We start from the raw sequence: 25,260 nt of genomic DNA on the forward strand, positions 1-25,260 counted from the left end.
TCGTTAGAGCCGCACAGCGCGCCATCAAGGCAGGATGCCAAACAAGGCCGGCCGCGCTGCATCCGAGGGCAATACGCAGGCGACATCATGGGCGCAGCCCGGCACGATGGACAGCGGCTGCGGGCGCACTGGCTGCAGCACCTGGGCCACATAGGCGGCATAGCCCTCCCCCCGCTGGCGGCGAAACGGCCCTTGCAGCATGGCAGCGCAAGATTTATCGAGCGCGCCATAGCTCGTGCCCTTGCCGGCATGGTTGTCGAGGGCACCTTCCAGATAGTGAATATCCGCCTGGCGGTAGCGCTCGCGCGCCTGCGCAGCGGCGGGCCCCAGGCTGGACGGCAGCGCCTGCGTGCCGTATTTCCAGTCGTGGTAGCCCGGGCAGGATGCCTCTTGAGGCAGTTGCATGCGGTAGTCGCAACCACCATCGCTGCAGGCCGCCCAGTCCACATCGCGGCCCGCGCGCTGGGGCTGCGGGCGCAGCGGATCAAAGTACAGCCAGATGCCAGGGTCCGCAACGACATAGCGCAGCGATACACCGGCAGGCGGCTGCTGGGCAAAGCCGATGCTGCGCTGGAGCATTTGTCCACCGGCAGAAAATCCCGCCAAGGTGATGTGGCGCACGCTGGGCCAGCGCTGGTGGATATGGGCGACCAAGGCATCGAGCGCAGCAATGGCATTGATCGGGGTCCTGCCAGCACCGGCCTGGGAGTTTTGTCCGGCCAGCCAGCTGCCACAGGTCCACAAGGCATCACCTGGCTCCGGCGCAGGCGTGCCCTTGGTATGGCAGTGCTCGGCCTTGTCACTGCCCACCTGGTAGAGCGGCGCAATGACCAGGGTCTCATCCAGGCGCCCCGCCTTGCGCGCGGCGTCCAGCGCGGCATTGAAGCTGCGGTTGGCATCGCGCGGGAAGCCATGCATGATCAAGAGCACCGTTTGCGGCCCGGCCGACCCGTCGGCCTTTTCGGCCTGCGGCGCCTGCGAGGCATAGAAATGCATGCGCCCGGCCTGGCCCGGCAGCGCAAAGCCTTGGAAACAGGCGTCTGAAGCCTGTTCGGTACAGGTCTGTGGTGCCGATGGTGGGGTGGGGGTGGATGGCGAGCTTGAAGCTGCCCAGCCACTGCCAGCGAGCAAGGCGGCCAGGCCAGCACCCAAAGCGAGTGTGTGAGCGGTCATATCGGTACGGTGGTAGTCCCAAAACCTGCCATCCTAGGCCTTGGTGGCCGAGTTGTGCAGCACCGGGGCGGGATTTACCTGGCAGCGACAGGCACGATACATGAACGGCGTGGTGGACGGCGGTGCGCTGTAGCCTGCGCAGCGTGTGCACAAGCGCGCAAAAAACAAAAAACCTCTTGAACAGAACATTCAAGAGGTTTGTTGGTTGGTGGGTGATACATGGATCGAACATGTGACCCCTGCCGTGTGAAGGCAGTGCTCTACCGCTGAGCTAATCACCCCAGGCACGCCCCAAAGAGGCCTACCGAAACTAAATTGTGGTGGGTGATACATGGATCGAACATGTGACCCCTGCCGTGTGAAGGCAGTGCTCTACCGCTGAGCTAATCACCCCAAGCATGCCTCAAGGGACATACCGCAACGACGATGGATTGGTGGGTGATACATGGATCGAACATGTGACCCCTGCCGTGTGAAGGCAGTGCTCTACCGCTGAGCTAATCACCCAAAATCTCTCGCCGTCAAGCCCTCTATTATGACAGCAAATATTTGCTGGCTGTGAAAATTAGGCCAATTTTCTCCAAATAGTTTTGCCGCCACTGGATTTGTCCAGCTGCGTCAGCACCTCGTCGTGGGCGGCCAGCTCCGCCTCCGACGGCAGGATCACGGGCAGATCGAACTGTGCAAAATCCACCTTCTTGACCACCATGGCCGCGTTGGACTTGTTGTTCGATGCCATGCTCTCAGACGAGAGCAGCTGTTCCTGCCCGCGCGTCATGTTGATGTAGACGTCAGCGAGCAGCTCAGCGTCGAGCAAAGCGCCGTGCAGGTCGCGGCCGGAATTGTCCACTTCCAGGCGGTCGCATAGCGCGTCGAGCGAGTTGCGCTTGCCCGGGAACATGTCGCGCGCCATCAGGAGCGAATCCAGCACACCGCTCACCATGCTGACCAGGGGCGGCATGCCCACCCGTTCGAACTCCTTGTTCAGGAAGCCCATGTCGAATGGCGCATTGTGGATGATCAGCTCGGCGCCTTCGAGGTAAGCCCGGATCTCTTCGGCTTTCTCGTGGAAACGCGGCTTGTCGGCCAGAAACTCGCTGGTGATGCCGTGCACGCGCAGCGCGTCTTCATGGCTTTCCCTGTCGGCATTGAAGTACAGGTGCAGGTTATTGCCGGTGAGCTTGCGGTTGAGCAGCTCGACGCAGCCGAGCTCAATGACACGGTCACCATCGACGACTGACAGACCCGTGGTTTCCGTATCCAGAACAATTTGGCGCGACATCTACAGCTTCCTCGACTCAAAACACCGATTGTAAAAGCCGCTCGCACCCGCGCGCCCGGCCCAGCCCACGCTCAGTGGTTTTCCTTGGCGTGGTTGATCGAGTACTTGGGGATCTCCACGGTCACATCCTCGCGCGCCAAAATGGCCTGGCAGGACAGGCGCGACTGCGGCTCCAGGCCCCAGGCGCGGTCGAGCAGATCGTCTTCTTCCTCTTCGGAAGGGTCCATGGAGTCGAAACCCTGGCGCACGATCACGTGGCAGGTGGTGCAGGCCCGGCTCATGTCGCAGGCGTGTTCGATGTTGATGCCATTGTCCAGCAGCGCCTCGCAGATCGACGTTCCGGTGGGCGCCTTGATCTCGGCGCCTTGGGGACAGTATTCGGCATGGGGCAGGATTTTGATGATAGGCATGGGAATGAGATTCTTCTTGCTGTAGTCGGTTAAATGGATTGCACGTTCTTGCCGGCCAGGGCCTGGCGAATGCCACGGTTCATGCGCTCGGCGGCAAAGGCCTCGGTGCCCTTGGCCAGTGCATCGGTGCTGGCCTCGATCTCAGCGGCGCTCTCGCTGCTGGACAGGGCGCGGCGCAGCTGGTCCATCAGCGCATCGACCTGGCTGCGCTCGGCCTCGGCCAGCAGGTCGCCATCGGCATCGAGCGCACTTTGGGTAGCAATCAGCAGGCGGTCGCCATCAACGCGCGCTTCGACCAGCGCACGCGCCTGCATATCGGCCTGGGCGGTGCTGAAGCTGTCGCGCAGCATGTTTGCAATCTGGTCGTCCGAGAGACCGTACGAGGGCTTCACATCGATATGCGCCTCCACCCCGCTCACCAGCTCTTGCGCGCCCACGCTCAGCAGGCCATCGGCATCGATGGTGAAGGACACACGGATGCGTGCAGCGCCCGCCGCCATCGGCGGGATGCCGCGCAGCTCAAAGCGCGCCAGGCTGCGGCAATCAGCCACCAGATCGCGCTCGCCCTGCACCACATGGATGGCCAAGGCCGTCTGGCCGTCCTTGTAGGTCGTGAAGTCCTGGCCGCGTGCGGTCGGAATGGTTTCGTTGCGGCTGACGATGCGCTCGACCAGGCCGCCCATGGTCTCGATGCCCAGCGACAGCGGGATCACATCGAGCAGCAGCAGGTCGCCATTGTTGTCGTTGCCGGCGAGCTGGTTGGCCTGGATCGCGGCGCCCAGGGCCACCACCTCGTCAGGGTTCAGGTTGGTCAACGGTGGCTTGCCAAAGAAGTTGCCGACCGCCGTCTGCACCTGGGGCATGCGCGTCGAGCCCCCCACCATCACCACGCCTTGCACCTCGTCCTTGGCCAGCTGGGCATCGGCCAGCGCGCGGCGCACGGCCGTCAGGGTGCGGGCCGTCAAGGCTTGCGTGGCCGCATCAAAATCGGCCCGGCTCAGCGGCAGCGCAATGTTCTGGCCGGACAGTTGCGCGGAGAACGTCACCTGGTCGGCATCGGTCAGCGCCTCTTTGGCGGTCTTGGCAGCCAGGCGCAATACCGCCTTGTCCTGCGCGCTCTGCACCGCGCCGCCGGTTTTCTCCAGCACCCACTGGCCCAGTGCGGCGTCATAGTCGTCACCGCCCAGCGCCGAGTCACCGCCGGTGGCGATGACTTCGAACACGCCGCGCGTCAGGCGCAGCACGGAAATATCAAAGGTGCCGCCGCCCAGGTCATAGACGGCATAGATGCCTTCGGAGGCATTGTCCAGGCCATAGGCAATCGCCGCTGCCGTGGGCTCGTTGATCAGGCGCAGCAGCTTGATGCCGGCCAGCTGGGCCGCATCCTTGGTGGCCTGGCGCTGCGCGTCGTCAAAGTAGGCTGGCACGGTGATCACGGCGCCGTACAGGTCATTGTCAAAGGTGTCTTCGGCGCGGTAGCGCAAGGTGGCCAGAATCTCGGCGCTGATCTCCACCGGGGTCTTGAGGCCGGCCACCGTCTCGATGGCCACCATGCCGCTATCGTCGGGCTGCACAAGCGCATAGGCCAGTTGCTCGGGCGCATGGATATCGGCCAGGTTGCGGCCCATCAGGCGCTTGGCCGAGGCAATGGTGTTGGCGGCATCGACGCCGGGATGGCCAAGCGCCGCATAGCCGATATCGCGCTTGCCATTGGCCCGGTAATGCACCACCGATGGCAGCAGCACCCGGCCTTCGTCATCCGGCAGGCATTCGGCCACGCCGTTGCGCACGGCAGCGACCAGCGAGTGCGTGGTGCCCAGATCAATGCCCACCGCAATACGGCGCTGGTGCGGATCAGGAGATTGGCCAGGTTCTGAAATTTGGAGCAATGCCATGGATGCGATCTATCTTGTGTTCTCTTGCCTGCGGCCCGCACGGGGCGCGGGGGAAGCGGTCTCAACGGAGGGTTCGCCAAAGCATGCTGTGCGGCCTCATGGGCCGCCCTGCTTTGGTCACCAGCCTATTGTCCCAGTTGCTCGCGACGGCGGTCGATGTCGCCACTAAATCGCGCAACAAACATGAGGGCTCTCACCTGCTGGGCCGCCTGCGCGTAGTCGCGCTCCACATCCAACAGCTGCTGGCAGCGCTGCAGCATTGCACGGCGCGCGCTGGCGACCTGGTCATCGAGCGCATCGACATCGGCCTGGCTCTGCGCCTCTTCCAACGCCTCGCGCCACTCCATCTGCTCCATCAGAAAAGCGGTGGGCATGGCGGTGTTGTCTTCGGCGCGGATGGGCGCGTCATGCATCTCGCACAGGTAGGCGGCGCGCTTGAGCGGGTCCTTCAAGCGCTGGTAGGCCTCATTGATGCGCACCGACCACTGCATGGCCACGCGCTGAGCAGCAGCGCCTTGCGATGCAAAGCGGTCCGGGTGGGCTTGCTTTTGCAAGGCCTTCCAGCGCTCGGCCAATTGCTGGGCATCTTGCGCAAACTGCACCGGCACGGCGAACAGTTCAAAATCGTTGGATTGCAGATTCATCATGAAAAAACCGCCTGGCAAAAGCACAGGCGGTTTGCAGTTTTGGCATCAGCGATGCCGACAAACAAGGCCAGGCCTGTCAGTGACGACAAACCGGGCGCCTGAACCTGAGGCCTCAGATTCTGAAGCTCTCGCCACAACCGCAGCGATCACGCTCGTTGGGGTTGTGGAACTTGAAGCCCTCGTTGAGGCCCTCGCGCACAAAGTCCAGCTCGGTGCCGTCGATGTAGGCCATGCTTTTGGGATCGACCAGCACCTTGACGCCATGGTCTTCGAACACCACGTCCTCGGGCGCTGCCTCGTCCACGTACTCCAGCTTGTAGGCCAGACCCGAGCAGCCGGTGGTCTTCACGCCCAGGCGCACACCCACCCCATGGCCGCGACGCGACAGGTAGCGGTTGATGTGGCGCGCAGCCGACTCAGAAAGCGTGACAGCCATGGCGTTTTAAGCCTCCGCCTTGGCAGTGTGCTTGGCCTTGTAGTCGTTGACCGCCGCCTTGATCGCGTCTTCAGCCAGGATCGAGCAGTGGATCTTCACCGGTGGCAGGGCCAGCTCTTCGGCGATCTGCGCGTTCTTGAGCGCAGCGGCTTCGTCGAGCGTCTTGCCCTTGACCCATTCAGTCACCAGCGACGACGAGGCGATTGCCGAGCCGCAGCCATAGGTCTTGAAGCGTGCGTCTTCGATCACGCCGGTGTCCGCATTGACCTTGATCTGCAGCTTCATCACGTCGCCGCAGGCAGGAGCGCCGACCATGCCGGTGCCCACCGATTCATCACCCTTGTCAAAAGAGCCCACGTTGCGGGGGTTCTCGTAATGATCAATCACTTTGTCAGAATATGCCATCTTGGTACCTCTTTACAGTTAGCGGCTGCGCCGGATTAGTGGGCAGCCCACTGGATGGTGCTCAGATCCACACCGTCTTTGTACATTTCCCACAGCGGGCTCAACTCGCGCAGCTTGGTCACGTTCTCACGGATCGATGCCACGGCGTAGTCAATGTCTTCATTCGTCGTGAAGCGGCCAAACGTCATGCGCAGGCTGCTGTGGGCCAGCTCATCGCTGCGGCCCAGCGCGCGCAGCACATAGCTGGGCTCCAGACTGGCCGAGGTGCAGGCCGAACCCGAGGACACGGCCAGACCCTTGATGCCCATGATCAGCGATTCGCCTTCGACGAAGTTGAAGCTGATGTTCAGGTTGTGCGGCACGCGGTGGTTCAGATCACCGTTGATAAACACCTGCTCGATGTCCATCAGGCCGTCCAACATGCGCTGCTGCAGCGCCTTAGCGTGGGCGTAGTCCTTGGCCATGTCTTCCTTGGCGATGCGGAAAGCCTCGCCCATACCGACGATCTGGTGCGTAGCCAAGGTGCCCGAGCGCATGCCGCGTTCATGGCCACCGCCGTGCATTTGCGCCTCGATGCGCACACGGGGTTTGCGGCGCACATACAGCGCGCCAATGCCCTTGGGACCGTAGGTCTTGTGCGAGGCCAGGCTCATCAGGTCGACCTTCAGCGCGGTCACATCGATCTCGACCTTGCCGGTGGCCTGGGCAGCGTCCACGTGGAAAATGATGCCCTTTTCGCGGCAGATGTTCCCAATGGTGTCGATGTCCTGGATCACGCCGGTTTCGTTGTTCACGAACATGACGCTGACCACGATGGTGTCGGGGCGAATCGCGGCCTTGAAGACATCCAGATCCAGCAGACCGTCTTCCTTCACATCCAGGTAGGTGACCTCAAAGCCTTCACGCTCGAGCGCACGCATCGTGTCCAGCACGGCCTTGTGCTCGGTCTTGACGGTGATCAGGTGCTTGCCCTTGCCCTTGTAGAACTGCGCAGCACCCTTGAGCGCCAAGTTGTCCGACTCGGTCGCGCCACTGGTCCAGACGATTTCACGCGGATCGGCATTGATCAGCGCGGCGACCTGCGCACGGGCCTTTTCAACCGCCTCTTCCGCCGTCCAGCCCCAAGCATGGCTGCGCGACGCAGGGTTGCCGTAGTTCTCGGACAACCAGGGAATCATCGCTTCAACCACGCGGGGGTCCACTGGCGTAGTGGCGCCGTAATCAAGGTAAATGGGGAAATGTGGGGTCGTGTCCATATCTGGCTCTACTGGCGCGTGCTGGTGGGCACCCGCAAAAACTCAAAACGCAATCATCGAATGAACTTGCCGCACCCCGTTCAGGGCGTAACAAGACCTCCCGGCACCCTGGAAGACACCGGGGGATGCGGCGACCAGCGCCGCATCAAGAATCAGGATTTGGCAAATACATTGCCCAGTGCAAACACCGAGTTCGGTGCGGTGACACGGATGGGCTTGACAACCGGCGTGGTCGAGATAGCGCGGCGCACGATGGGCTTGTCTTCGATCTGGATGCCCTTGGCCAGTTGGTCATCGACCAGCTTTTGCAAGGTGACCGAATCGAGAAACTCCACCATGCGCTGGTTCAGCGATGCCCACAGCTCGTGCGTCATGCAGCGACCGGCCTCACCCATGCAGTTTTCCTTGCCACCACACTGCGTGGCGTCAATAGGTTCATCTACCGACACAATGATGTCGGCAACTGTGATCTCAGCGGCCTTGCGGGCCAACGTGTAGCCGCCACCAGGGCCACGGGTGGACTCCACCAGTTCGTGGCGGCGCAGCTTGCCAAACAGCTGCTCCAGATACGACAGCGAGATCTGCTGACGCTGGCTGATCGCAGCCAAAGTTACCGGGCCATTGTTCTGGCGCAAAGCCAGATCAATCATTGCAGTCACTGCAAATCGGCCTTTGGTGGTGAGACGCATAATCGTTCCTTAGAGGTCAGGCTTGATAACCATAGACGCCCAATGCAAGCAAGCCACCCGCAATGACATCGTCGTAGCCTGTCGCTCCACCCTGCATGCAGGGTAGGTCCCATTCATCGATAGGCTTTTTTCTTGTTGTTGAGTAATTTGTGTCAGTATAGCACAATGCCCCCTGAATTCGCTCGGGTAAGCAAAGATTACTTACAGAAACTGACATCACTAGAGGCTGCGGGTATTCCCTGCCTCTGGAGAGGCACCAAAAGCCCTTTGTTTCAATATGGTTAATTGGTCGCGGGCCTGGGCTGCGGCCTCGAATTCGAGGTTGCGCGCTGCCTCCAGCATCTGCTTTTCCAGGCGCTTGATTTCCTTGGCAATCTCTTTCTCGGACATGTCCTCGACCTGGGCGCGGCTCATCGCCACCTGCTGGGCGCGGTCCATGTCGTCACTGGCCTTGGTGCTGTAGACGCCATCGATCAAATCACGCACTTGCTTGACAATGCTGCGCGGCACGATGCCATGCTCCGCATTGAAGGCCATCTGCTTCTCGCGGCGGCGGCTGGTCTCGTCCATCGCCTTGCGCATCGAGTCGGTAATGCGGTCGGCATAGAGGATGGCCTTGCCGTTCATGTTGCGCGCCGCACGGCCAATCGTCTGGATCAGGCTGCGCTCGGCGCGCAGAAAGCCTTCCTTGTCCGCATCCAGAATCGCCACCAGCGAGACCTCGGGGATATCCAGGCCTTCGCGCAGCAGGTTGATCCCCACCAGCACATCAAAAGTGCCCAGGCGCAGGTCGCGGATGATCTCGACGCGCTCCACCGTCTCCACATCGGAGTGCAGGTAGCGTACCTTCACGCCGTTGTCGGTCAGGTACTCGGTCAGTTGCTCGGCCATGCGCTTGGTCAGGGTGGTAATCAGCACCCGCTCCTGCACCTTCACCCGTGCATGGATTTCCTGCAGCACATCGTCCACTTGGTGGGTGGCGGGCCGCACTTCCACTTCGGGGTCGACCAGGCCGGTGGGCCGCACCACCTGCTCGACGATCTTGCCCGCATGGGTTTTCTCGTATTCAGCCGGCGTGGCCGAGACAAACACCACCTGGCGCATGCGCTGCTCGAACTCACCAAACTTGAGCGGGCGGTTGTCCAGCGCGCTGGGCAGGCGAAAGCCATACTCGACCAAGGTGGTCTTGCGCGCCTTGTCACCGTTGTACATGGCGTTGAGCTGGCCGATCATCTGGTGGCTCTCATCGAGAAACATCAGCGCGTCCTTGGGCATGTAGTCGGTCATCGTCGGCGGCGGGTCGCCCGGCGCCGCGCCCGAGAGGTGGCGGCTGTAGTTCTCAATGCCCTTGCAGTGCCCCACCTCGGTCAGCATCTCCAGGTCAAACCGGGTGCGCTGCTCCAGGCGCTGGGCTTCGACCAGCTTGCCCTCGCCCACCAACTGCTTGAGGCGCAGCGCCAACTCTTCCTTGATGGTCTCCACGGCCACCAGCACCTGGTCGCGCGGGGTCACATAGTGGCTGCTGGGGTAGATCGTGAAACGCGGCACCTTCTGGCGCACGCGGCCCGTCAGGGGGTCAAACAGCTGCAGGCTTTCGACCTCGTCGTCAAACAGCTCGATGCGCACCGCCATCTCGCTGTGCTCGGACGGAAACACATCGATGGTGTCGCCCCGCACCCGGAAGGTACCGCGTGAGAAATCGGCATCGTTGCGCTTGTACTGCATGCGCACCAGCTGGCCAATCGCATCGCGCTGGCTCAGCTCATCGCCCACGCGCAGGATAAAACGCATCTTGGTATAGGACTCTGGCGAGCCGATACCGTAGATGGCCGAGACGGTGGCCACGACGATGGTGTCGCGGCGCTCGAGCACACTCTTGGTGGCCGACAAGCGCATCTGCTCGATGTGCTCGTTGATGGCGCTGTCCTTTTCGATGAACAGATCGCGCTGGGGCACATAGGCCTCGGGCTGGTAGTAGTCGTAGTAGCTGACGAAGTACTCCACCGCGTTCTTCGGAAAGAACTCGCGAAACTCGCTGTACAGCTGCGCGGCCAGCGTCTTGTTGGGCGCAAACACGATGGCCGGGCGCCCGGTGCGCGCAATCACATTGGCCATCGTGAAGGTCTTGCCCGAGCCCGTGACGCCCAGCAAGGTCTGAAAGGCCTCACCGTCATCAATGCCTTCCACCAGCGCATCGATGGCCGCCGGCTGGTCGCCCGCAGGCGGATACGGCTGGAACAAGGTGAAGGGCGAGCCCGGATATTGGATGAATTCCCCCTCGCGGGGTGCCTCTGGAGTGACTTCGTGCATAGGTCGGGTATGCCACGCGCGAGCGGGCGTCGCTAGAATACGGGGTTAACCCCAAAGCGTACTGCAAAATTGCGGTGGAGGCGATGGCCTCTTGTTTGGCATTTGGGGGTACAAAGCCAGATTTCTACCTACCAAGGACTACACATGTCTCTTTTCTCTTCCGTCGAAATGGCCCCACGCGACCCGATCCTGGGTCTCAATGAGCAGTATGCCGCCGACACCAACCCGCAAAAAGTGAACCTGGGCGTGGGCGTGTATTTCGACGACAACGGCAAGCTGCCGCTGCTGCAGTGCGTGCAGGCCGCAGAGAAAGCCATGATGGACAAGCCCACGCCCCGTGGCTACCTGCCTATCGACGGTATCGCTGCCTATGACAACGCCGTCAAGGCCCTGGTGTTCGGCGCTGACTCCGAGGTTGTCGCTTCCGGCCGCGTGGCCACGGTGCAAGCCGTGGGCGGCACCGGAGGCCTGAAGATCGGTGCCGACTTCCTGAAGCGCCTCAACCCCCAAGCCAAGGTGCTGATCTCCGACCCGAGCTGGGAAAACCACCGCGCGATCTTCCAGAACGCCGGTTTTGAAGTGGCCAGCTACCGCTACTACGACGCGGCCAACCGCGCCATCGATTTCGACGGCATGATCGCCGACCTGAACGCAGCCGCCGCTGGCACCGTGGTGGTGCTGCACGCCTGCTGCCATAACCCCACCGGCTACGACATCAGCGCCGCCCAGTGGGACAAGGTCATCGAAGTCGTCAAGGCCAAAAACCTGGTCGCCTTCCTGGACATGGCCTACCAGGGCTTTGGCCACGGCATCGCCGAAGACGGCGCCGTGATCGGCAAGTTCATCGCAGCAGGCCTGAACATTTTTGTGTCGACCTCGTTCTCCAAGAGCTTCTCGCTCTACGGTGAGCGCGTGGGCGCGCTGTCCGTGGTTGCCACCGACAAGGAGGAAGCCAGCCGCGTGCTGAGCCAGCTCAAGGTCGTCATCCGCACCAATTACTCCAACCCACCAACCCACGGTGGCGCCGTGGTGGCTGCGGTGCTGAACAACCCCGAGCTGCGCGCGCTGTGGGAAAAGGAACTGGGCGAGATGCGCGTGCGCATCAAGGAAATGCGCCAGAAGCTGGTCGACGGCCTCAAGGCCGCTGGCGTGAAGCAGGATATGGGCTTCATCACCACCCAGATCGGCATGTTCTCGTACTCGGGCCTGAGCAAGGACCAGATGGTACGCCTGCGCTCCGAGTTCGGCGTCTACGGCACGGACACGGGCCGCATGTGCGTGGCTGCGCTCAACAGCAAGAACATCGAGCACGTCTGCGCATCGATCGCCAAGGTCGTCGCCTGAGCGCATAACCGCTCTGCAGCCTGAGCCCGTTGAGGCCCAGGCCAGCGAAAAGCAGCCCGCGCCCTTAGAACCTGTTCAATGTCTCCTCGCGCCGCGACAGTGTCTTTGCGAGATGGGATGCGAGGGGGGCGCCCAGCCGCGCAATACCGCAGCAATAGCCCAGCTATTGCGAGGATTTGCAACGACGCAGACCGCCCCTGCCCGGGCGGCCCTAGCCGGGCGCCCGCAAAGCCACTGTCCCTAAGGGTTGGAGTGAAATCGGGCGATTTCTTCGCGCTGGCCCTTGCTTGCACCCCGGTGCAAGCTGCGGACCAGCCCTTCGAACTCATCCCGATTGCACTCCAACGCGGTTGCGTAGAGACTTTGAACAAGTTCTTAGCGGCGCCGGCTGCTTTTTTCATGCGCATGACAGCGCCAGTTCACCGTTGTTTATGACGTAAAGCCGCGGGATTTGAAGCCTTCTCCTACAAACGGCCTTAAAGTGCCTTGGTACGCTTCAGGGCGTATTGGCCAGGGCCGCCTCAACCCGAGGCGCTGGCGTTCACAGCTCAACGGAGAACTACGCATGTCCATCATTGGAACCATTTTCATCGGCCTGATTGTTGGCCTCATTGCACGCGCCATCAAGCCTGGGGACGACAAGATGGGCTGGATCATGACAATCCTCCTGGGCATTGCCGGCTCGCTGCTGGCCACTTACGCCGGCGTGGCGATGGGCTGGTACCAGGAAGGCCAGGCCGCTGGCTGGATTGCCTCCGTCGTCGGCGCCATCATCTTGCTGGTGATCTACGGCCTGGTGCGCAAGCGCTAAGCACCCGGCAGCCTGCGCCAGCCGGGACCACCCGCTGCCGCAGGTTTTTTCCGCTTTTGACCTCACTCCCGAACACCCATGAAACTTGGACGCAAGCCCCGCCCCCTCTCCGCACTGCAACTGGCCGCCCAGACGGGCAACCCTGCGCTGCTGGAGGCGGTTGAGCAGTCCCAGAAGCTGCTGCACCGCAAAGCCTTGATGGCCGCCCTGGCCAGCGCCACGCCGGTGCCCGGGCTCGACATGGCGGTCGATGCAGCCCTGCTGTCGCGGCTGATTCCGCAAATCAGCAATTACTTTGGTCTGAGCGACGAGCAGATTGCGCGCCTGACCCCTGCCAAACGCGCCAAGGTGCAAAACACCGTCAACATGCTCGGCGGTGTGCTGGTGGGCAAGCTGATCACCAAGGATGTGATCCTGCGCGGCGCCAAGGCGCTGGGCATGCGCCTGACGGTGCAGCAGGCCAGCAAATATGTGCCGATTGCCGGCCAGGCGGTGTCGGCTGCCCTGGGCTACGCCACCTTGCGCTACCTGGGCGAGCAGCACCTGCGCGACTGCGTGCGCGTGGCGCATGAAGCGGGGATTGTGCTGCCGGTGGTGTATGCGCCTGCGCTGGACCAGGACAAGCACTAAATCTGCGCCAGACTGGCTCGGCGCTGCGCCGCGCGCCAGTGCATTTCTCCCTCCCCTCCAACGCCTGCGCCATGCCGCTCCAGCAGCTGCACGCTGCCACGGGTAAAATGCCGCATGCTTATAGATTTTGAAGAATCCCAGCTGGTGCTGGTTGACTACCAGGAAAAACTGATGCCCGCCATTTTTGATGGCGCGCAGGTGTTGAAAAACGCCACGCTCCTGGCCCAGGTAGCCCAGCAGCTGCAGGTGCCCGTGTTTGGTACCGAGCAAAACCCCAGCAAGCTCGGCCCCAATGCGGCGCAGCTGCGTGGCCTGTGCAACAAGACCTTGGCCAAGATGTTTTTCAGTGCAGTGCCGGAAGGCCTGAACGAATGGCTGCGCCCTCCCGCCAAACCCCAGGGCGGCAATGCCCGCAGCCTGCCCAAGCACCTGCAAAAGCCCCAGCAAGCCGCGCCTGAGCGCAACAGCATCATCATTGCCGGCTGCGAGGCCCATGTCTGCCTGCTGCAAACTGCGCTGGAGCTGCTCGAAGACGAGTTTGATGTCTGCGTGGTCACCGACGCCTGCAGCAGCCGCACCGAGCGCAACCGCGATGCCGCCTTTGACCGCCTGGCCGGCGCCGGCGCCGAGTTGGTCACCACCGAGATGGTCATCTTCGAATGGCTGCGCAGTTGCGAGCACGAAGACTTCCGCGATATCTTGCAGATGGTCAAGTAAGACCTTGCTGGAGCCTGCCCAGCAAGTCGCCCACCCAGGCTGCCAGGAGGCAGCCTTTTTAACGCCAGTACCCCGCGCCGCTTTTATATATATATAGCGGGGGGGCGCATGACTGAGACCCTACCCCACGGCGCAAACCAGACAACCAGCACCGCGCAGGCAACAAAAAAGCCTCCCGAAGGAAGCTTGGTTCGCTTGCAGCGCCTGACGCACAGGGCAAGGCGCTCAGTTCACACGCATATTGGCCTTGGACATCACGCGGCCGATCAGGTCCTGCGCTTCCGCACCATCGAGGTTGACCTGCTGCATCAGCTTGGTACGCGCCTCATCGCTCAGCTCTACCCGGCGGGCGCCGTCAAAGCGCTTTTCCCAGTAGGCAATATCCATGCTCTCGACCCGAACGGTCTTGCCAGTGCGGGGCGAGTGGATGAACTTGCCATCGCCCATATAGATCCCCACATGGCTGAAAGCCCGGCGCATGGTGTTGAAGAACACCAGATCACCGGGCTTGAGCTCCGCTTTATCAATCTTGTCGGTCGCAGCCGCCTGCTCTTCTGCGCGGCGCGGCAGGATCTTGCCCCAGCTCTCCGCATACACGGCGCGTACCAGACCACTGCAATCAAAACCCGTCTCTGCGCTGTTACCGCCACGGCGGTAAGGCACGCCAATGAGGCTCAGCGCATTGCTGATCAGCACATTGGCCTGGTCCTTGACCTGGTGATGCACCGAATCGAGCTTGGACAGACTGCTTTGGCCAATGCCCAGCAGCAAATCCAGATCGGATGGCTTGTGTTCGCTCTCGGGGGCGGCATGTGCGCTGACAGACGCGGCGACGATGAGGGTGCAAATCCATTTCGGTGACATAGCGGGCGACTTTAGCACGGTTTATTTTGAAGACAATTCATAAATATGTAACAAAATCCAAACCAGTTATTCCCCAAATTACCGGGGTTTTCCCGTGGAATTTTGCGAAATTATGCATGAGTTCAGGCTCAAGTACTCCATAACTAATTGTTTTTATTGATTTTCTGCAATTCATCAAGCTTTCACACAGAACCCTTGGTTGTTTCTATATGCAACCATAGTTACTGCGCCAGAGACTGTAAAGATATTCCTACAGGCCTGCGGCGCAGCTGCGGCTTTCGCTTGTTGACAGTTATGCAAGAGTCATGCCATCAAGGCCTCTAGCTGCATCGCCTCATGGGTAGCGAGTAGGCCTATGCAAGGGTGGGCACGATGCAGTACAAAGCAGCAATCCCTGCCCACTTTCCTCAGGTCCTGCAATGCTCATCCACGGCGCATGCCACTGCCAAGGGGTTCGCTTTACCGCCTTGATCGATCCTGCCCAGGTCAGCGTATGCCATTGCAGCGACTGCCAAGTGCTGTCGGGCGCGCCGATGCGGGCGATTGTCAGCGCCGCGATCGCCGATTTCTCGCTGCAAGGCACGATCCAGACCTATACCAAGACCGCGCAAAGCGGCCAGCGCCGCGACCAGGTCTTCTGCCCCGTCTGCGCAACGCCACTGTATGGCTGCGCCGCGCAGAACCCGGAGTTCGTGGTGATCCGCCTGGGCTGCGTGGAAGAGCGCGCGCAGCTGCCGCCACAGCGGCAGATCTGGAGTGCATCAGCGATGCCCTGGCTGGCTGACTGCGTGGCGCCATCCGGGGCGGCATGAGCCCTGCAGAGTTGCTGCAGGCCGCACCCTGGGTCTGCGACAATCGCGGAATGCCTCGCCAGTTTGAATTTGCCGACTCCGAAATCAGCCGCATCCACCGCACTACCGAAGGCTGCAGCATCGAATTCTCAGCCGCGCTGATCAGCGAGCGCCAGGGGATCGAGACCCAGCGCCGCTACAGCAATGGTCTGCGCCTGGTGCTGAACCCCTGCCCGCCCGCGCTCGCGCATGAAGCGCAAGCCTTTGGCTTGCTGGCCAGCGGCTGGCTGCAGCTGGGCGAGCAACGGCTCAGCACGCTGCCAGTGCCCAGCGATTTTCAGGCAGAGACGCTCTGCCTGCAGCTGCAGTTTGCCAATGGGCTGCAATTGCAGCTGGGCGGCAATAGCCTGCGCTGCGAAACCAGCGCGCAGGCCCTGCAGGTGGAGCTGCTGGCATGCTGAAGCCCGCAGCGCCCAAGGTCTTGGTCAGTGGCTGCCTGCTGGGCCAGCCCGTGCGCTATGACGGCAGCCACAAAAGGGCGCAACACACAGTGCTCGATCGCTGGCTCGCGCAGCAGCAGGTGGTCAGCCTCTGCCCCGAGATGGCCGCAGGCCTGCCAACGCCCCGATTGCCAGCCGAAATCGTTGGTGGCACCAGCATCGCGGTGCTGCGCCATGCGGCCCAGGTGCGCGACAGCGCGGGCAACGATGTGACCGCCGCCTTTTTGCACGGCGCCCAATTGGCACTGCAACTGGTGCAGCGCCATGGCATCCGCGTCGCGGTACTCAAGGAGTTCAGCCCTACATGCGGCTCCAGCCAGGTCTATGACGGGCAGTTTGCCGGCCGCACCGTGCCCGGCGAAGGCCTGGCCTGCAGCCTGCTGCGCCAAGCCGGCGTCGCTGTCTTCAGCGAGAACCAATGGGACGAAGCCGCAGCGCACCTGGAGGCCTATGCTGCTTGAAGGCACCTTACAATCCTGGAACGACGAGCGCGGCTTTGGCTTTATCGCCCCCGATGGCGGCGGCCCCCAGGTGTTTGTGCATATCTCCGCCTTCCAAAACCCTGCCGCCCGGCCCCAAGCCCGCCAGCGGCTGAGCTATGAGCTGGACAAGCCCGCAGGCGACAAACCCCGGGCCAGCCGCGCCCGCGTGCTGGGCGCGGGCGCACCAGGCGCAGCGGCATCGCCCGCTTCGCATACCGCACGCCCACGGGCCGCAGCTGCGCGCACTCAGCGCCAGGCTACCAGTGCCGCCAGATCAGGCCCATCCGGCGGGGCAGCCCTGCTGCTGATCCCCACATTGGCGATTCTGCTGCTGGGATTGGGCCTGTGCTTTGGCTCCACCTGGCGCGCTGCAGGCTGGTATGTGTTGGCCTCGCTCGTCACCTTTGCCTGGTATGCCTGGGACAAGGCTGCCGCGCAGCAGGGGCATTGGCGCACCCCTGAAAAGCATTTGTGGCTGCTGGGTTTGCTGGGCGGATGGCCGGGGGCCTTGCTGGCCCAGCGCTGGCTGCGCCACAAATCCAGCAAGCGGGATTTTCTGCAGGTGTTCTGGCTGACGGTGTTGCTCAACCTGGTGGCGCTGTGCCTGCTGTTTTCGCCGCTGGGCCAGCGATTCGGGCTGCCGACGTTCTGATGCCCAATCAGGCCTAAACAGCCAGCTGCCTGATCTGCGCGGCCAACTCGCCAATGCGCGCGTCCGACAGGTCCTCCGTCTGCAGGCTTTGGCGCGAATCCCAGTGGGCAAAGTTGCGCGCCTGGCTGCGCTCGTAATGCGGGTCGTAGTGCAGGTCCATCAACTCGGCAAACAGCGGCGCGAGCTCGCCTTGCGCTGCCCAGCCTTGCCAGCGGCCGACCACCTCCTTGCCCTGCAGATCCTTGAGATAGCCCAGCTTGGTGGCCAGCACACCGGCATCGGCACCCAGGTAGGCATAGTCGCGCAGCAGATAGTCCAGGCGCGCCTGCGCTGAGGCCTGCACTTCGATGACGGGTGCCTGGCGCATATGCTCGACCAGCGCCATCGGCACGGAGATGCGGCCGATCTTGGCGCTTTCGCCTTCGATAAACACCGGGCGCTCCAGATCGAACTGGCCGATCTGCGTGGCCAGCAAGGTCTCGAAGTGCTTCTGGCTCGGCTGCTCTACACCAGGCAGCTGGCCCAGCAGCGAGCCCTTGTGGCTGGCATAGCCTTCCAGGTCAATCACCTGCGCGCCCTGCTCGGCCAGCGCATGCAGCACCCGCGTTTTGGCGCTGCCGGTGGCGCCACACAGCACCTGCAAGCGCAGGCGCGGTACCAGTGACTCCAGCCGCTCGATCACATGGCCGCGAAAGCCCTTGTAGCCGCCTGCCAGCTGCTGCGCATCCCAGCCCACCAGGCGCAACCAGGTCACCATCGAGCCGCTGCGCAGGCCACCGCGCCAGCAATAGACCAGCGGCTTCCAGTTCGCGGGCCGGTCATGGAAGGTATCGTGCAGGTGGCGCGCCAGATTGGCGCTCACATAGGCAGCGCCCAGGCGCTTGGCCTCAAAGGGGCTGACTTGCTTGTAGATGGTGCCGATCTGGGCGCGTTCTTCGTTGCTGAGCACCGGGCAGTTGATCGCCCCGGGGATATGGTCGAGTGCGAACTCGGCAGGGGAGCGGGCGTCGACGATGGTGTCAAACTTGTGGATGTCGCTGATGCGAACAGGCTGGCGATGGGACATAAGGCAGATGCTGGCAGCGAAGTGCCAGTCCAAGGATCAGGGCAAGTGCCGCAGACAACCCAGAGGTTGTGCGGCCACTGCGCAGAGTGATCGAGCCTCGATACAGCCATCGCAAGCCGGTGCGGTCGGTTGACCAGCGCCGGGCCTGCGCTGCGCGAAAAAAGTGATTATCCCATGGCAGCGTGGGCTGTTGTGGGTGGTGCACGGCTAGTGGTGCACGGCGAGTGGCGCACGGCTAGTGGCGCGCGGCCAGCGGCGCGCGGCCAGCGGCCTCAGCCGTCTACCGGATTCGCCGGCGTTTGCAAAAGCAATTGGTACAAGGCCAGGTCCAGCCATCGCCCAAATTTAAAGCCCACCTGGGGCATCAGGCCGACCGACTTGAAACCCAGCCGTTCATGCAAGGCGATCGAGCCGGCATTTGCCGCATCGATGGCGCCGACCAGCGCATGCACATCGTGCTCGCGCGCCTCGTCAATGATGGCATCCATCAGCTGCAGACCCAGGCCCTGGCCGCGCTGATCGGCGCGCACATAGACCGAATGCTCCATCGTGTATTTGTAGGCCGGGTAGGCGCGGAAGGCACCATAGCTGGAAAAGCCCAGCAACTCGCCGGCGGCATCCTCGATGCCGATCACCGGGTAGCCGCCTTGCAGCTTGGTATCAAACCAGGTACGCATATGGCCCGCATTGCGCGGCTGGTAGTCATACAGCGCCGTGCTGTTGACAATGGCGTCGTTCAGAATCGCCAAAATTGCTGGCGCATGCCGGTCATGGGTACAGCGCACCCAGTGTCTCTCAGTCATCGATCTCTCCAGGAAAAACTACAGGCAAGGCCGGCAGGGAGGCGCCCAGCGCCGCTAGCGCCAGCAAATAGCGGGCGGACTCGGTGCCGGGGTTGCTAAATACCAGGGTTTGGTTGAGCACCATCGCCAGGCAGTCTCCCGCCTGCAAATGCCAGCTTTGCGTGCCCAGGCTCAGCTGCAGCTCGCCTTGCAGCAGCCACAGCTGCTGGTGCAGCGGCTGGCTGCGCAGGCCGTTGTCAAAGGCCACGCGCTGGCCGGGCGGAAACACCACCTCCACCATCTCGAACGGCGCAGGAAACCCCACCGGGCTCAGCTGCCGGCGTTCATAGCCGGTGGCAGGATCACGCCAGCGCGGCTGGGCAGCTGCGCGCGCCAGGGGCTGGGGCGCTTGCGCCTGGCGCTCATCGGCAAACAGCGCTGCCAGCGGCACCTGCAAGGCCTGGGCCAGCTTGCCCAGCACGGCGGCGGTGGCGCTGGTCTGCCCACGCTCAATCAGTGAAATCATCGAGCGGCTGACACCGCTGCGCTGCGCCAGCACCTCCAAGGTGTAGCCACGCTGTTTGCGCAGGGTGCGCACCTTGGCAGAGAGCAACTCGTCAACCGTCATACACCCACTTTATCAGAAATTAATTCCTGTATATTGGATTTTTAAGCGATACGCGGGTATTGCCACCTGGCAAGTGGCGCACTGGGTGAGAGACATGCTGCTGGCGCTTTAAGAACCTGTTCAATGTCTCCTCGCGCGGCGACAGTGTCTTTGCGGGATGGGATGCTAGGGGGGCGCCCAGCCGCGCTATTGCGAGGATTTGCAACGACGCAGACCGCCCCTGCCCGGGCGGCCCTCGCCGGGCGCCCCTTCCCGGGCAGCGCAAAGCCACTGTCCCGAAGGGTTGGAGTGAAATCGGGCGATTTCTGCGCGCTGGCCCTTGCTTGCACCTCGGTGCAAGCTGCGTTCCATCCCTTCGAACTCATCCCGATTGCACTCCAACGCGGCTGCGTAGAGACTTTGAACAGGTTCTAAGGAATTTGGCGGCGCAACGCCTCGAAGAACAAGGTGGACTGCAGGCGCTCACCATTGGCCTGCTCGGCCACACGCGCGGCCAGCGCCGGATCGCAGGGCGCCAGCGGCACGCCGGTCGATTGCGCCAGCACCTGGGCCTGGCAGGCGCGCTCCAGGTAGTACAGATCGTCAAACGCATAGTCCATGCGCTCACCGCAGACGATGATGCCGTGGTTGCCCAAAAAGCTGATGTCCGCGCCCTGCATGGCCTGCGCAATGCGCTCGCCTTCGCGGTCGTCGAGCGCAAAACCGTTGTACTGGGCGTCAACTGCCAGGCGGCCATGGAAGCGCATGGCGTTCTGGCTCAAGGTGGTGTCCAGCGCGCGCTGCGCCGTCAAGGTCAAGGCCGTGGCATATGGCATGTGGGTGTGCAGTACGCAGGTCTTGCGCGCAATGCGGTGCACGGCAGCATGGATGAACATCGCCGTGGGCTCGACCACATGGCCGCCCGCCACCACGGCCCCCTGCGCGTCCACCATCACCACATCGTCCGCCTGGATCTCGCCCCACATCAGGCCGCGCGGGTTCAGCAAGAAATGCTGGCCATCGGGCAGCGCCATGCTGAAATGGTTGCACACGCCCTCACCCAGGCCAAAGTGTGCAGCAGCACGCAAGGCCAGCGCCATGTCCTCGCGCATGCGCAGCACATCGGGGCGGATAAACAGGGGGTGGGAAAGATCGGCAGGCGCAAAGGGAGCGTTCATGGGACGGGGGGAATCGAATGGAATCTGCGCAGTATGTCGTCTGAGCACTGGCCCGGCAATGGGGAAAGCGACAGCAACCACCCGCACGCAAAAAAGCCCGCCATCGATCGATGGGCGGGCTCGCTTGTGCAGCACCAGCGCGCAAGGGCTGGGTAGCTGCGCTTATTGGATCAGGTTGACGCCGGTCTTGGACTGCACATCGTCAAAGCTCACTTCGGGGGCCAGCTCAACCACCTTCAGGCCTTCGGGCACCACATCAAACACACCCAGGTCGGTAATGATGCGGTCCACCACGCCCACGCCAGTCAATGGCAGGGTGCAGTCCTTCAAGATCTTCAGGTCGGTGGTGCCGTCCTTCTTCTTGGCCACATGTTCCATCAGCACGATGACGCGCTTGACGCCGGCGACCAGGTCCATCGCGCCGCCCATGCCCTTGACCATCTTGCCTGGAATCATCCAGTTGGCCAGGTCACCCTTTTCGGACACCTGCATGGCGCCCAGGATGGACAGGTTGATCTTGCCGCCACGGATCATCGCAAAGGACTGGTCCGAGCTGAAGATGGACGAGCCGGCAATTGTGGTCACCGTCTGCTTGCCGGCATTGATCAGGTCGGCGTCGATGGCTTCTTCCGTTGGGAAGGGGCCGATGCCCAGCATGCCGTTTTCCGATTGCAGCCACACTTCCTTGTCACCGGTGTGGTTGGCCACCAAGGTAGGAATGCCGATACCGAGGTTCACATAGAAGCCGTCTTCCAGCTCTTGCGCCGCACGTGCGGCCATTTGGTCTTGGGTCCAAGGCATGACTGGCTCCTTAGTGCTTTTCGGTGATGGTGCGCTTTTCGATGCGCTTCTCGGGGGTGGCGTTGAGCACCAGGCGGTGCACATAGATGCCCGGCAGATGGATCTCGTCGGGCTTCAAGGCGCCCACTTCGACAATCTCCTCGACCTCGACGATGCAAACCTTGCCGCAGGTGGCTGCTGCCGGGTTGAAGTTGCGTGCCGTCAGGCGGAACTGCAGGTTGCCGCTCTTGTCCGCGCGCCAGGCCTTGACCAGCGACACGTCAGCGACGATGGAGCGCTCCATCACATAGGTTTCGCCGTCAAACTCGCGCAGCTCCTTGCCTTCGGCCACTTGCGTGCCCACACCGGTCTTGGTGAAGAAGGCGGGGATGCCGGCGCCGCCAGCACGCATCTTCTCGGCCAGGGTGCCTTGCGGGGTGAATTCCAGCTCCAGCTCGCCGGCCAGGTACTGGCGCTCGAACTCCTTGTTTTCGCCCACATAGGACGCAATCATCTTCTTGATCTGGCGCGTCTCCAGCAGCTTGCCCAGGCCAAAACCATCGACACCGGCATTGTTCGATGCCACCGTCAGGTCCTTGACACCGCTGTCGCGCAGCGCTTCGATCAAGGCCTCGGGAATCCCGCAAAGGCCAAAGCCGCCCACGGCCATTAACTGCTTGTCTGCCACCACGCCTTTGAGCGCGTCCGCAGCACTGGGGTAGATCTTGTTCACACTTGTCTCCTGATAAGAAGGGCTTGTATCGCCAATCAAGCATACTACGTATTAGGATACGTAGTATTTCGTAAAGGGGACAATTTTTGCCATGGCAGTGACACCACTCGACTACCGACAAGCCTTCGAAATGGCGCCTGTGGGCCTGGTGGTGTCCCACCGGCGGGTCATGATCGACTGCAATGAGCAGGTCTGCGACATGTTCCGCACCTCGCGCGAGCTGATGATGGGCCAGTCCTTTCAGATCCTCTACCCCAGCGCCGACGAGTTCGAGCGCCTGGGCCGCCGCATCGCCCCCATCATGGGCACGCATGGCCTGTACTCGGACAACCGCATCATGAAGCGCGCCAATGGCGAGATGTTCTGGTGCCACGTGATGGGCCGCGCCTTCAACCGCGAGGACCCGCATGAAGGCGGCGTCTGGAGCTTTGAGGACCTGAGCGCGCTGCGCCCGGTGCGCGCCGAGCTCACGGCCCGCGAGCGCGAAGTGGCCGCCCATCTGCTCGAAGGCATGACCAGCAAGGAAATTGGCCGAGGCCTGGGCATCAGCCACCGCACGGTCGAGATCTACCGCACCCGGCTGATGCGCAAATATGGCGCAGATTCATCGGCCGAGCTGGTGCAAAAGCTGCTGGCCGGGGGCAGCTCGCTCGACATCGTGCTGGGACCGGACGATATCTGAACCCGGCACAAGAACTTGCTCGGCGCTGCCGAGCAAGGTTCTTTCAGTGCAGCTTCATGCGGCCCGATACGCGCTGCTGCAGCAAACGGGCCAGCGCCAGCACCGCCGTCTTGCCGGTGCCCAAAATGGCGCGGTGGTGCATCAGGTGCAAGGACATATACATCCACTTGGCAATGAGGCCCTGCACAAAAAAGTTCTTGCCCGAGAGCCCTCCCATCAGATTGCCCACGCCCTTGTTGTCGCCCAGCGAGACCAGCGAGCCAAAGTCCTGGTAGACAAACACTTCGTTGAACGAGCGCTGCTTGAGCGCGGCAAACAGCAGCTTGCACAAATAGCTGCCCTGCTGGTGCGCGGCTTGGGCGCGGGCCGGCACAGTCTTGCCTTCGGTCCAGGTGGCAGCGGCGCAGTCACCCATCGCATAGATGCGGCTGGCACTGGTGCGCAGGTGGTCATCGACGACAAACTGGTTGATACGGTTGACTTCCAGCCCCAGGCGCGCATTGCTGTCGGCGGCCTTGATGCCTGCGGCCCAGACGATCAGATCGGCCGGCACCTCGCCGTTGGACGTGATCACCTGGCCCTGCGCCAGCGACTGCACACGCGTGCCGGTCATCACCCGCACGCCCTTGCGCTCCAGCGCCACACGGGCCTGCTCCGAGATACGGGGCGGCAGCCCGCCCAGAATCCGCTCGCCGCCTTCGATCAGGCTGATATCGAGCCGGAAGCGCTGGCTGTCCGACAGGCTCTCGAGCAGCATCTGGTGCGCCTCGATCAGCTCGGCCGACAGCTCCACACCCGTGGCACCGGCGCCCACAATGGCGACCGCCAGCGAGCGCGGCTCGGCATACGAGGCATGGGCACAGGCGCCAAGCCAGTCGGCATGGAAGCGCTGCGCATCGCGCACGCTCTCGAGCAGATAGGCATGCTCGATACCTGGGGTGCCAAAAGAATTGGAGCCACTGCCCATCGCCAGCACCAAATGCTGGTAGCTGATGACGCGCTCGGGCACCACCTGCTTGCCCGCATCGTTGATGACCGGCGCCAGCACAATGCTTTGCTTGGCGGCATCGAGCCCCATGCATTCGCCCATCGCAAAGCTGAAATGGTTGCGGCGCGCCAGCACGGTGTAGGACAGGCCTTCCTGGTGCGCATCGAGCGTGCCCGCTGCCACTTCGTGCAAGGTGGGCTTCCAGATGTGGAAAGGCATTTTGTCCACCAGCAAGACCCGCTCGCGCCCTTCGCGCGCACCCAGTTTGCGCCCCAGTTGTGCGGCCAGTTCCAGTCCACCTGCACCGCCGCCCACAATCACCACGTCATAGTGCATGTACGATTCCTCAAAAGATGGCTGCCATTGTTGACCATTGCCAGATTCTCTGCACCTGAGCGCCTGGATTCACAATGAAAATCCAAGGCATTCCCCACCATCGCAGCAAGGCCCACCATGCTTGAACAGATCGCTGACAACCTCTGGAGCGCCACCCAACAGATCAGCGTGCACGGCCTGCCCGTGCGCACCCGCATGACCGTGGTGCGCTTGCCCGGCGGCGCACTGTGGCTGCATTCGCCCATTGCGCCCGCGCCCACGCTGCGCGCAGCCTTGGATGCACTGGGCGACGTGCGCTGGATCGTCGCCCCCAACCGCATGCACCACCTGTTTGCCGGTGCATGGCAGGCGCATTACCCGCTGGCAGCGCTATGGGGGGCACCGGGCCTGGCGGCCAAGCGCCCGGACCTGCCCCAGCTGCACAGCCTGGACCAGGCATTGCCGGCAGCCTGGCAAAACAGCCTGCAGATGCAGCCCTTTGCAGGCCTGCCCATCCTGAATGAATGCGTCTGGCTGCACCAGCCCAGCGCCAGCCTGGTCGTGACCGATGTGCTGCAGTACTACCCGCAGGATCTGTCGCTGTCGGCGCGTCTGTTCAACAGCCTCAATGGCACGCGCAGCCGCCTGGCGATGCCGCGTGCACTGCGCTTTGCGATCCGGGACCGGACAGCGGCCAGCGCCGCGGCAGCGCGCATCTGCGCCTGGCCGGTGCAGCGTCTGGTGCTGGCCCATGATGCGCTCATCACTGAAGACGCTCAGCAGCAACTGCAGCAGGCGCTGGCGTTTTTGCTGAGCGACAAGCCCTGAACAGAAG

At 62.6% G+C, this 25,260-nt stretch carries 28 protein-coding genes and 3 tRNA genes; 10 read left to right on the forward strand and 21 right to left on the reverse strand.

The window, feature by feature from the left end; genetic code table 11:
• Positions 1 to 24: 24 nt before the first annotated feature.
• From DCO45_RS00225 to uvrB, 13 genes are all read right to left on the reverse strand, one after another.
• A complete protein-coding gene (locus DCO45_RS00225) occupies positions 25 to 1,173 on the reverse strand; it encodes a hypothetical protein (protein ID WP_116923979.1) in 1,149 nt (382 codons plus the stop codon).
• A 206-nt stretch (positions 1,174 to 1,379) separates the two neighbouring features.
• Positions 1,380 to 1,454 (reverse strand) — tRNA-Val (locus DCO45_RS00230).
• 37 nt (positions 1,455 to 1,491) lie between these two features.
• Positions 1,492 to 1,566: transfer RNA gene (locus tag DCO45_RS00235), tRNA-Val, on the reverse strand.
• A gap of 39 nt (positions 1,567 to 1,605) precedes the next feature.
• Positions 1,606 to 1,680, reverse strand: a tRNA-Val gene (locus DCO45_RS00240).
• A 58-nt stretch (positions 1,681 to 1,738) separates the two neighbouring features.
• The gene (dnaQ, locus tag DCO45_RS00245; RefSeq protein WP_021025844.1) at positions 1,739 to 2,455 is read right to left on the reverse strand and encodes a DNA polymerase III subunit epsilon; all 717 of its coding nucleotides are present in this window, start codon (positions 2,453 to 2,455) and stop codon (positions 1,739 to 1,741) included.
• Positions 2,456 to 2,526: 71 nt separating this feature from the next.
• Entirely contained in the window at positions 2,527 to 2,865 is a 339-nt protein-coding gene (gene fdx, locus DCO45_RS00250; protein WP_021025845.1) for an ISC system 2Fe-2S type ferredoxin, read from the reverse strand.
• Between the two features lie 29 nt (positions 2,866 to 2,894).
• Complete coding sequence (gene hscA / locus DCO45_RS00255; protein WP_116923980.1) at positions 2,895 to 4,760, reverse strand: Fe-S protein assembly chaperone HscA; 1,866 nt, start codon at positions 4,758 to 4,760, stop codon at positions 2,895 to 2,897.
• 125 nt (positions 4,761 to 4,885) lie between these two features.
• Positions 4,886 to 5,404: a Fe-S protein assembly co-chaperone HscB gene (gene hscB / locus DCO45_RS00260; RefSeq protein ID WP_116924454.1), complete on the reverse strand. Its 519-nt coding sequence runs from the start codon at positions 5,402 to 5,404 to the stop codon at positions 4,886 to 4,888.
• Positions 5,405 to 5,519: 115 nt separating this feature from the next.
• Complete coding sequence (gene iscA, locus DCO45_RS00265; protein ID WP_021025848.1) at positions 5,520 to 5,843, reverse strand: iron-sulfur cluster assembly protein IscA; 324 nt, start codon at positions 5,841 to 5,843, stop codon at positions 5,520 to 5,522.
• 6 nt (positions 5,844 to 5,849) lie between these two features.
• The gene (gene iscU, locus DCO45_RS00270) at positions 5,850 to 6,248 is read right to left on the reverse strand and encodes a Fe-S cluster assembly scaffold IscU (RefSeq protein ID WP_021025849.1); all 399 of its coding nucleotides are present in this window, start codon (positions 6,246 to 6,248) and stop codon (positions 5,850 to 5,852) included.
• Between the two features lie 35 nt (positions 6,249 to 6,283).
• Positions 6,284 to 7,504 (reverse strand): IscS subfamily cysteine desulfurase, encoded by a 1,221-nt coding sequence (locus DCO45_RS00275; protein ID WP_116923981.1) that lies wholly within the window; start codon positions 7,502 to 7,504, stop codon positions 6,284 to 6,286.
• A 152-nt stretch (positions 7,505 to 7,656) separates the two neighbouring features.
• On the reverse strand, positions 7,657 to 8,193 hold the full coding sequence (gene iscR / locus DCO45_RS00280; RefSeq protein WP_021025851.1) for a Fe-S cluster assembly transcriptional regulator IscR: 537 nt from the start codon (positions 8,191 to 8,193) through the stop codon (positions 7,657 to 7,659).
• A 219-nt stretch (positions 8,194 to 8,412) separates the two neighbouring features.
• Positions 8,413 to 10,503: an excinuclease ABC subunit UvrB gene (gene uvrB / locus DCO45_RS00285; RefSeq protein WP_116923982.1), complete on the reverse strand. Its 2,091-nt coding sequence runs from the start codon at positions 10,501 to 10,503 to the stop codon at positions 8,413 to 8,415.
• Positions 10,504 to 10,647: 144 nt separating this feature from the next.
• Between uvrB and DCO45_RS00290 the strand changes: the two genes are divergently transcribed.
• From DCO45_RS00290 to DCO45_RS00305, 4 genes are all read left to right on the forward strand, one after another.
• Complete coding sequence (locus tag DCO45_RS00290; protein WP_021025853.1) at positions 10,648 to 11,847, forward strand: amino acid aminotransferase; 1,200 nt, start codon at positions 10,648 to 10,650, stop codon at positions 11,845 to 11,847.
• A gap of 565 nt (positions 11,848 to 12,412) precedes the next feature.
• A complete protein-coding gene (locus DCO45_RS00295) occupies positions 12,413 to 12,658 on the forward strand; it encodes a GlsB/YeaQ/YmgE family stress response membrane protein (RefSeq protein WP_116923983.1) in 246 nt (81 codons plus the stop codon).
• Between the two features lie 78 nt (positions 12,659 to 12,736).
• Entirely contained in the window at positions 12,737 to 13,288 is a 552-nt protein-coding gene (locus DCO45_RS00300; RefSeq protein ID WP_116923984.1) for a hypothetical protein, read from the forward strand.
• 114 nt (positions 13,289 to 13,402) lie between these two features.
• Positions 13,403 to 14,005, forward strand: a complete 603-nt coding sequence (locus DCO45_RS00305) for an isochorismatase family protein (protein ID WP_116923985.1) — start codon at positions 13,403 to 13,405, stop codon at positions 14,003 to 14,005.
• 225 nt (positions 14,006 to 14,230) lie between these two features.
• Here the strand turns inward: DCO45_RS00305 and DCO45_RS00310 are convergent, their stop codons facing one another.
• On the reverse strand, positions 14,231 to 14,869 hold the full coding sequence (locus DCO45_RS00310; RefSeq protein ID WP_116923986.1) for a C40 family peptidase: 639 nt from the start codon (positions 14,867 to 14,869) through the stop codon (positions 14,231 to 14,233).
• A 419-nt stretch (positions 14,870 to 15,288) separates the two neighbouring features.
• Between DCO45_RS00310 and DCO45_RS00315 the strand changes: the two genes are divergently transcribed.
• Genes DCO45_RS00315 through DCO45_RS00330 form a run of 4 tightly spaced genes read left to right on the forward strand, consistent with a single transcriptional unit; the run spans position 15,289 to position 17,294 of the window.
• Positions 15,289 to 15,681, forward strand: a complete 393-nt coding sequence (locus tag DCO45_RS00315) for a GFA family protein (protein ID WP_116923987.1) — start codon at positions 15,289 to 15,291, stop codon at positions 15,679 to 15,681.
• A gap of 50 nt (positions 15,682 to 15,731) precedes the next feature.
• On the forward strand, positions 15,732 to 16,121 hold the full coding sequence (locus tag DCO45_RS00320; RefSeq protein WP_133247956.1) for a hypothetical protein: 390 nt from the start codon (positions 15,732 to 15,734) through the stop codon (positions 16,119 to 16,121).
• Positions 16,115 to 16,621: a DUF523 domain-containing protein gene (locus DCO45_RS00325; RefSeq protein ID WP_116923989.1), complete on the forward strand. Its 507-nt coding sequence runs from the start codon at positions 16,115 to 16,117 to the stop codon at positions 16,619 to 16,621. The genes DCO45_RS00320 and DCO45_RS00325 overlap by 7 nt, the downstream gene beginning before the upstream one ends.
• On the forward strand, positions 16,611 to 17,294 hold the full coding sequence (locus DCO45_RS00330; RefSeq protein WP_116923990.1) for a DUF1294 domain-containing protein: 684 nt from the start codon (positions 16,611 to 16,613) through the stop codon (positions 17,292 to 17,294). The genes DCO45_RS00325 and DCO45_RS00330 overlap by 11 nt, the downstream gene beginning before the upstream one ends.
• A 13-nt stretch (positions 17,295 to 17,307) precedes the next feature.
• Here DCO45_RS00330 and mnmH read toward each other — a convergent pair whose 3' ends face one another.
• The 6 genes from mnmH to DCO45_RS00360 all read right to left on the reverse strand — a co-directional run bounded on the left by mnmH (position 17,308) and on the right by DCO45_RS00360 (position 22,440).
• A complete protein-coding gene (gene mnmH / locus DCO45_RS00335; protein WP_116923991.1) occupies positions 17,308 to 18,360 on the reverse strand; it encodes a tRNA 2-selenouridine(34) synthase MnmH in 1,053 nt (350 codons plus the stop codon).
• A gap of 272 nt (positions 18,361 to 18,632) precedes the next feature.
• Positions 18,633 to 19,163 carry a GNAT family N-acetyltransferase gene (locus DCO45_RS00340; protein WP_116923992.1) on the reverse strand — a complete coding sequence of 177 codons (531 nt, stop codon included), beginning with the start codon at positions 19,161 to 19,163 and terminating at the stop codon, positions 18,633 to 18,635.
• Complete coding sequence (locus DCO45_RS00345) at positions 19,156 to 19,770, reverse strand: helix-turn-helix domain-containing protein (RefSeq protein WP_116923993.1); 615 nt, start codon at positions 19,768 to 19,770, stop codon at positions 19,156 to 19,158. Before DCO45_RS00345 ends, DCO45_RS00340 begins: the two co-directional genes overlap by 8 nt.
• Positions 19,771 to 20,180: 410 nt before the next feature.
• Positions 20,181 to 20,861 carry an aldolase gene (locus DCO45_RS00350; RefSeq protein WP_232539680.1) on the reverse strand — a complete coding sequence of 227 codons (681 nt, stop codon included), beginning with the start codon at positions 20,859 to 20,861 and terminating at the stop codon, positions 20,181 to 20,183.
• A 228-nt stretch (positions 20,862 to 21,089) separates the two neighbouring features.
• Entirely contained in the window at positions 21,090 to 21,728 is a 639-nt protein-coding gene (locus DCO45_RS00355) for a 3-oxoacid CoA-transferase subunit B (protein WP_116923995.1), read from the reverse strand.
• Positions 21,729 to 21,738: 10 nt separating this feature from the next.
• Complete coding sequence (locus tag DCO45_RS00360) at positions 21,739 to 22,440, reverse strand: CoA transferase subunit A (RefSeq protein ID WP_021025867.1); 702 nt, start codon at positions 22,438 to 22,440, stop codon at positions 21,739 to 21,741.
• A gap of 91 nt (positions 22,441 to 22,531) precedes the next feature.
• Between DCO45_RS00360 and DCO45_RS00365 the strand changes: the two genes are divergently transcribed.
• The gene (locus DCO45_RS00365) at positions 22,532 to 23,122 is read left to right on the forward strand and encodes a PAS and helix-turn-helix domain-containing protein (protein WP_116923996.1); all 591 of its coding nucleotides are present in this window, start codon (positions 22,532 to 22,534) and stop codon (positions 23,120 to 23,122) included.
• A 43-nt stretch (positions 23,123 to 23,165) separates the two neighbouring features.
• Here DCO45_RS00365 and DCO45_RS00370 read toward each other — a convergent pair whose 3' ends face one another.
• Positions 23,166 to 24,446 carry an NAD(P)/FAD-dependent oxidoreductase gene (locus DCO45_RS00370; RefSeq protein WP_116923997.1) on the reverse strand — a complete coding sequence of 427 codons (1,281 nt, stop codon included), beginning with the start codon at positions 24,444 to 24,446 and terminating at the stop codon, positions 23,166 to 23,168.
• A 117-nt stretch (positions 24,447 to 24,563) separates the two neighbouring features.
• On the opposite strand from DCO45_RS00370, the gene DCO45_RS00375 reads away from it, so the two are divergent.
• On the forward strand, positions 24,564 to 25,253 hold the full coding sequence (locus tag DCO45_RS00375) for a DUF4336 domain-containing protein (RefSeq protein ID WP_116923998.1): 690 nt from the start codon (positions 24,564 to 24,566) through the stop codon (positions 25,251 to 25,253).
• Positions 25,254 to 25,260 lie beyond the last annotated feature (7 nt).

The sequence above is a fragment of the Comamonas sp. JNW genome, assembly GCF_003105075.1.
Classification (GTDB): domain Bacteria; phylum Pseudomonadota; class Gammaproteobacteria; order Burkholderiales; family Burkholderiaceae_C; genus Comamonas; species Comamonas squillarum.

What these genes read in the sequence shown, in the direction of transcription:
- DCO45_RS00225 (WP_116923979.1), bottom strand. Translation starts at nt 1,173, where the DNA reads ATGACCGCTCACACACTCGCTTTGGGTGCTGGCCTGGCCGCCTTGCTC.
- dnaQ (WP_021025844.1), bottom strand. Translation starts at nt 2,455, where the DNA reads ATGTCGCGCCAAATTGTTCTGGATACGGAAACCACGGGTCTGTCAGTC.
- fdx (WP_021025845.1), bottom strand. Translation starts at nt 2,865, where the DNA reads ATGCCTATCATCAAAATCCTGCCCCATGCCGAATACTGTCCCCAAGGC.
- hscA (WP_116923980.1), bottom strand. Translation starts at nt 4,760, where the DNA reads ATGGCATTGCTCCAAATTTCAGAACCTGGCCAATCTCCTGATCCGCAC.
- hscB (WP_116924454.1), bottom strand. Translation starts at nt 5,404, where the DNA reads ATGAATCTGCAATCCAACGATTTTGAACTGTTCGCCGTGCCGGTGCAG.
- iscA (WP_021025848.1), bottom strand. Translation starts at nt 5,843, where the DNA reads ATGGCTGTCACGCTTTCTGAGTCGGCTGCGCGCCACATCAACCGCTAC.
- iscU (WP_021025849.1), bottom strand. Translation starts at nt 6,248, where the DNA reads ATGGCATATTCTGACAAAGTGATTGATCATTACGAGAACCCCCGCAAC.
- DCO45_RS00275 (WP_116923981.1), bottom strand. Translation starts at nt 7,504, where the DNA reads ATGGACACGACCCCACATTTCCCCATTTACCTTGATTACGGCGCCACT.
- iscR (WP_021025851.1), bottom strand. Translation starts at nt 8,193, where the DNA reads ATGCGTCTCACCACCAAAGGCCGATTTGCAGTGACTGCAATGATTGAT.
- uvrB (WP_116923982.1), bottom strand. Translation starts at nt 10,503, where the DNA reads ATGCACGAAGTCACTCCAGAGGCACCCCGCGAGGGGGAATTCATCCAA.
- DCO45_RS00290 (WP_021025853.1), top strand. Translation starts at nt 10,648, where the DNA reads ATGTCTCTTTTCTCTTCCGTCGAAATGGCCCCACGCGACCCGATCCTG.
- DCO45_RS00295 (WP_116923983.1), top strand. Translation starts at nt 12,413, where the DNA reads ATGTCCATCATTGGAACCATTTTCATCGGCCTGATTGTTGGCCTCATT.
- DCO45_RS00300 (WP_116923984.1), top strand. Translation starts at nt 12,737, where the DNA reads ATGAAACTTGGACGCAAGCCCCGCCCCCTCTCCGCACTGCAACTGGCC.
- DCO45_RS00305 (WP_116923985.1), top strand. Translation starts at nt 13,403, where the DNA reads ATGCTTATAGATTTTGAAGAATCCCAGCTGGTGCTGGTTGACTACCAG.
- DCO45_RS00310 (WP_116923986.1), bottom strand. Translation starts at nt 14,869, where the DNA reads ATGTCACCGAAATGGATTTGCACCCTCATCGTCGCCGCGTCTGTCAGC.
- DCO45_RS00315 (WP_116923987.1), top strand. Translation starts at nt 15,289, where the DNA reads ATGCTCATCCACGGCGCATGCCACTGCCAAGGGGTTCGCTTTACCGCC.
- DCO45_RS00320 (WP_133247956.1), top strand. Translation starts at nt 15,732, where the DNA reads ATGCCTCGCCAGTTTGAATTTGCCGACTCCGAAATCAGCCGCATCCAC.
- DCO45_RS00325 (WP_116923989.1), top strand. Translation starts at nt 16,115, where the DNA reads ATGCTGAAGCCCGCAGCGCCCAAGGTCTTGGTCAGTGGCTGCCTGCTG.
- DCO45_RS00330 (WP_116923990.1), top strand. Translation starts at nt 16,611, where the DNA reads ATGCTGCTTGAAGGCACCTTACAATCCTGGAACGACGAGCGCGGCTTT.
- mnmH (WP_116923991.1), bottom strand. Translation starts at nt 18,360, where the DNA reads ATGTCCCATCGCCAGCCTGTTCGCATCAGCGACATCCACAAGTTTGAC.
- DCO45_RS00340 (WP_116923992.1), bottom strand. Translation starts at nt 19,163, where the DNA reads ATGACTGAGAGACACTGGGTGCGCTGTACCCATGACCGGCATGCGCCA.
- DCO45_RS00345 (WP_116923993.1), bottom strand. Translation starts at nt 19,770, where the DNA reads ATGACGGTTGACGAGTTGCTCTCTGCCAAGGTGCGCACCCTGCGCAAA.
- DCO45_RS00350 (WP_232539680.1), bottom strand. Translation starts at nt 20,861, where the DNA reads ATGCGCGAGGACATGGCGCTGGCCTTGCGTGCTGCTGCACACTTTGGC.
- DCO45_RS00355 (WP_116923995.1), bottom strand. Translation starts at nt 21,728, where the DNA reads ATGCCTTGGACCCAAGACCAAATGGCCGCACGTGCGGCGCAAGAGCTG.
- DCO45_RS00365 (WP_116923996.1), top strand. Translation starts at nt 22,532, where the DNA reads ATGGCAGTGACACCACTCGACTACCGACAAGCCTTCGAAATGGCGCCT.
- DCO45_RS00370 (WP_116923997.1), bottom strand. Translation starts at nt 24,446, where the DNA reads ATGCACTATGACGTGGTGATTGTGGGCGGCGGTGCAGGTGGACTGGAA.
- DCO45_RS00375 (WP_116923998.1), top strand. Translation starts at nt 24,564, where the DNA reads ATGCTTGAACAGATCGCTGACAACCTCTGGAGCGCCACCCAACAGATC.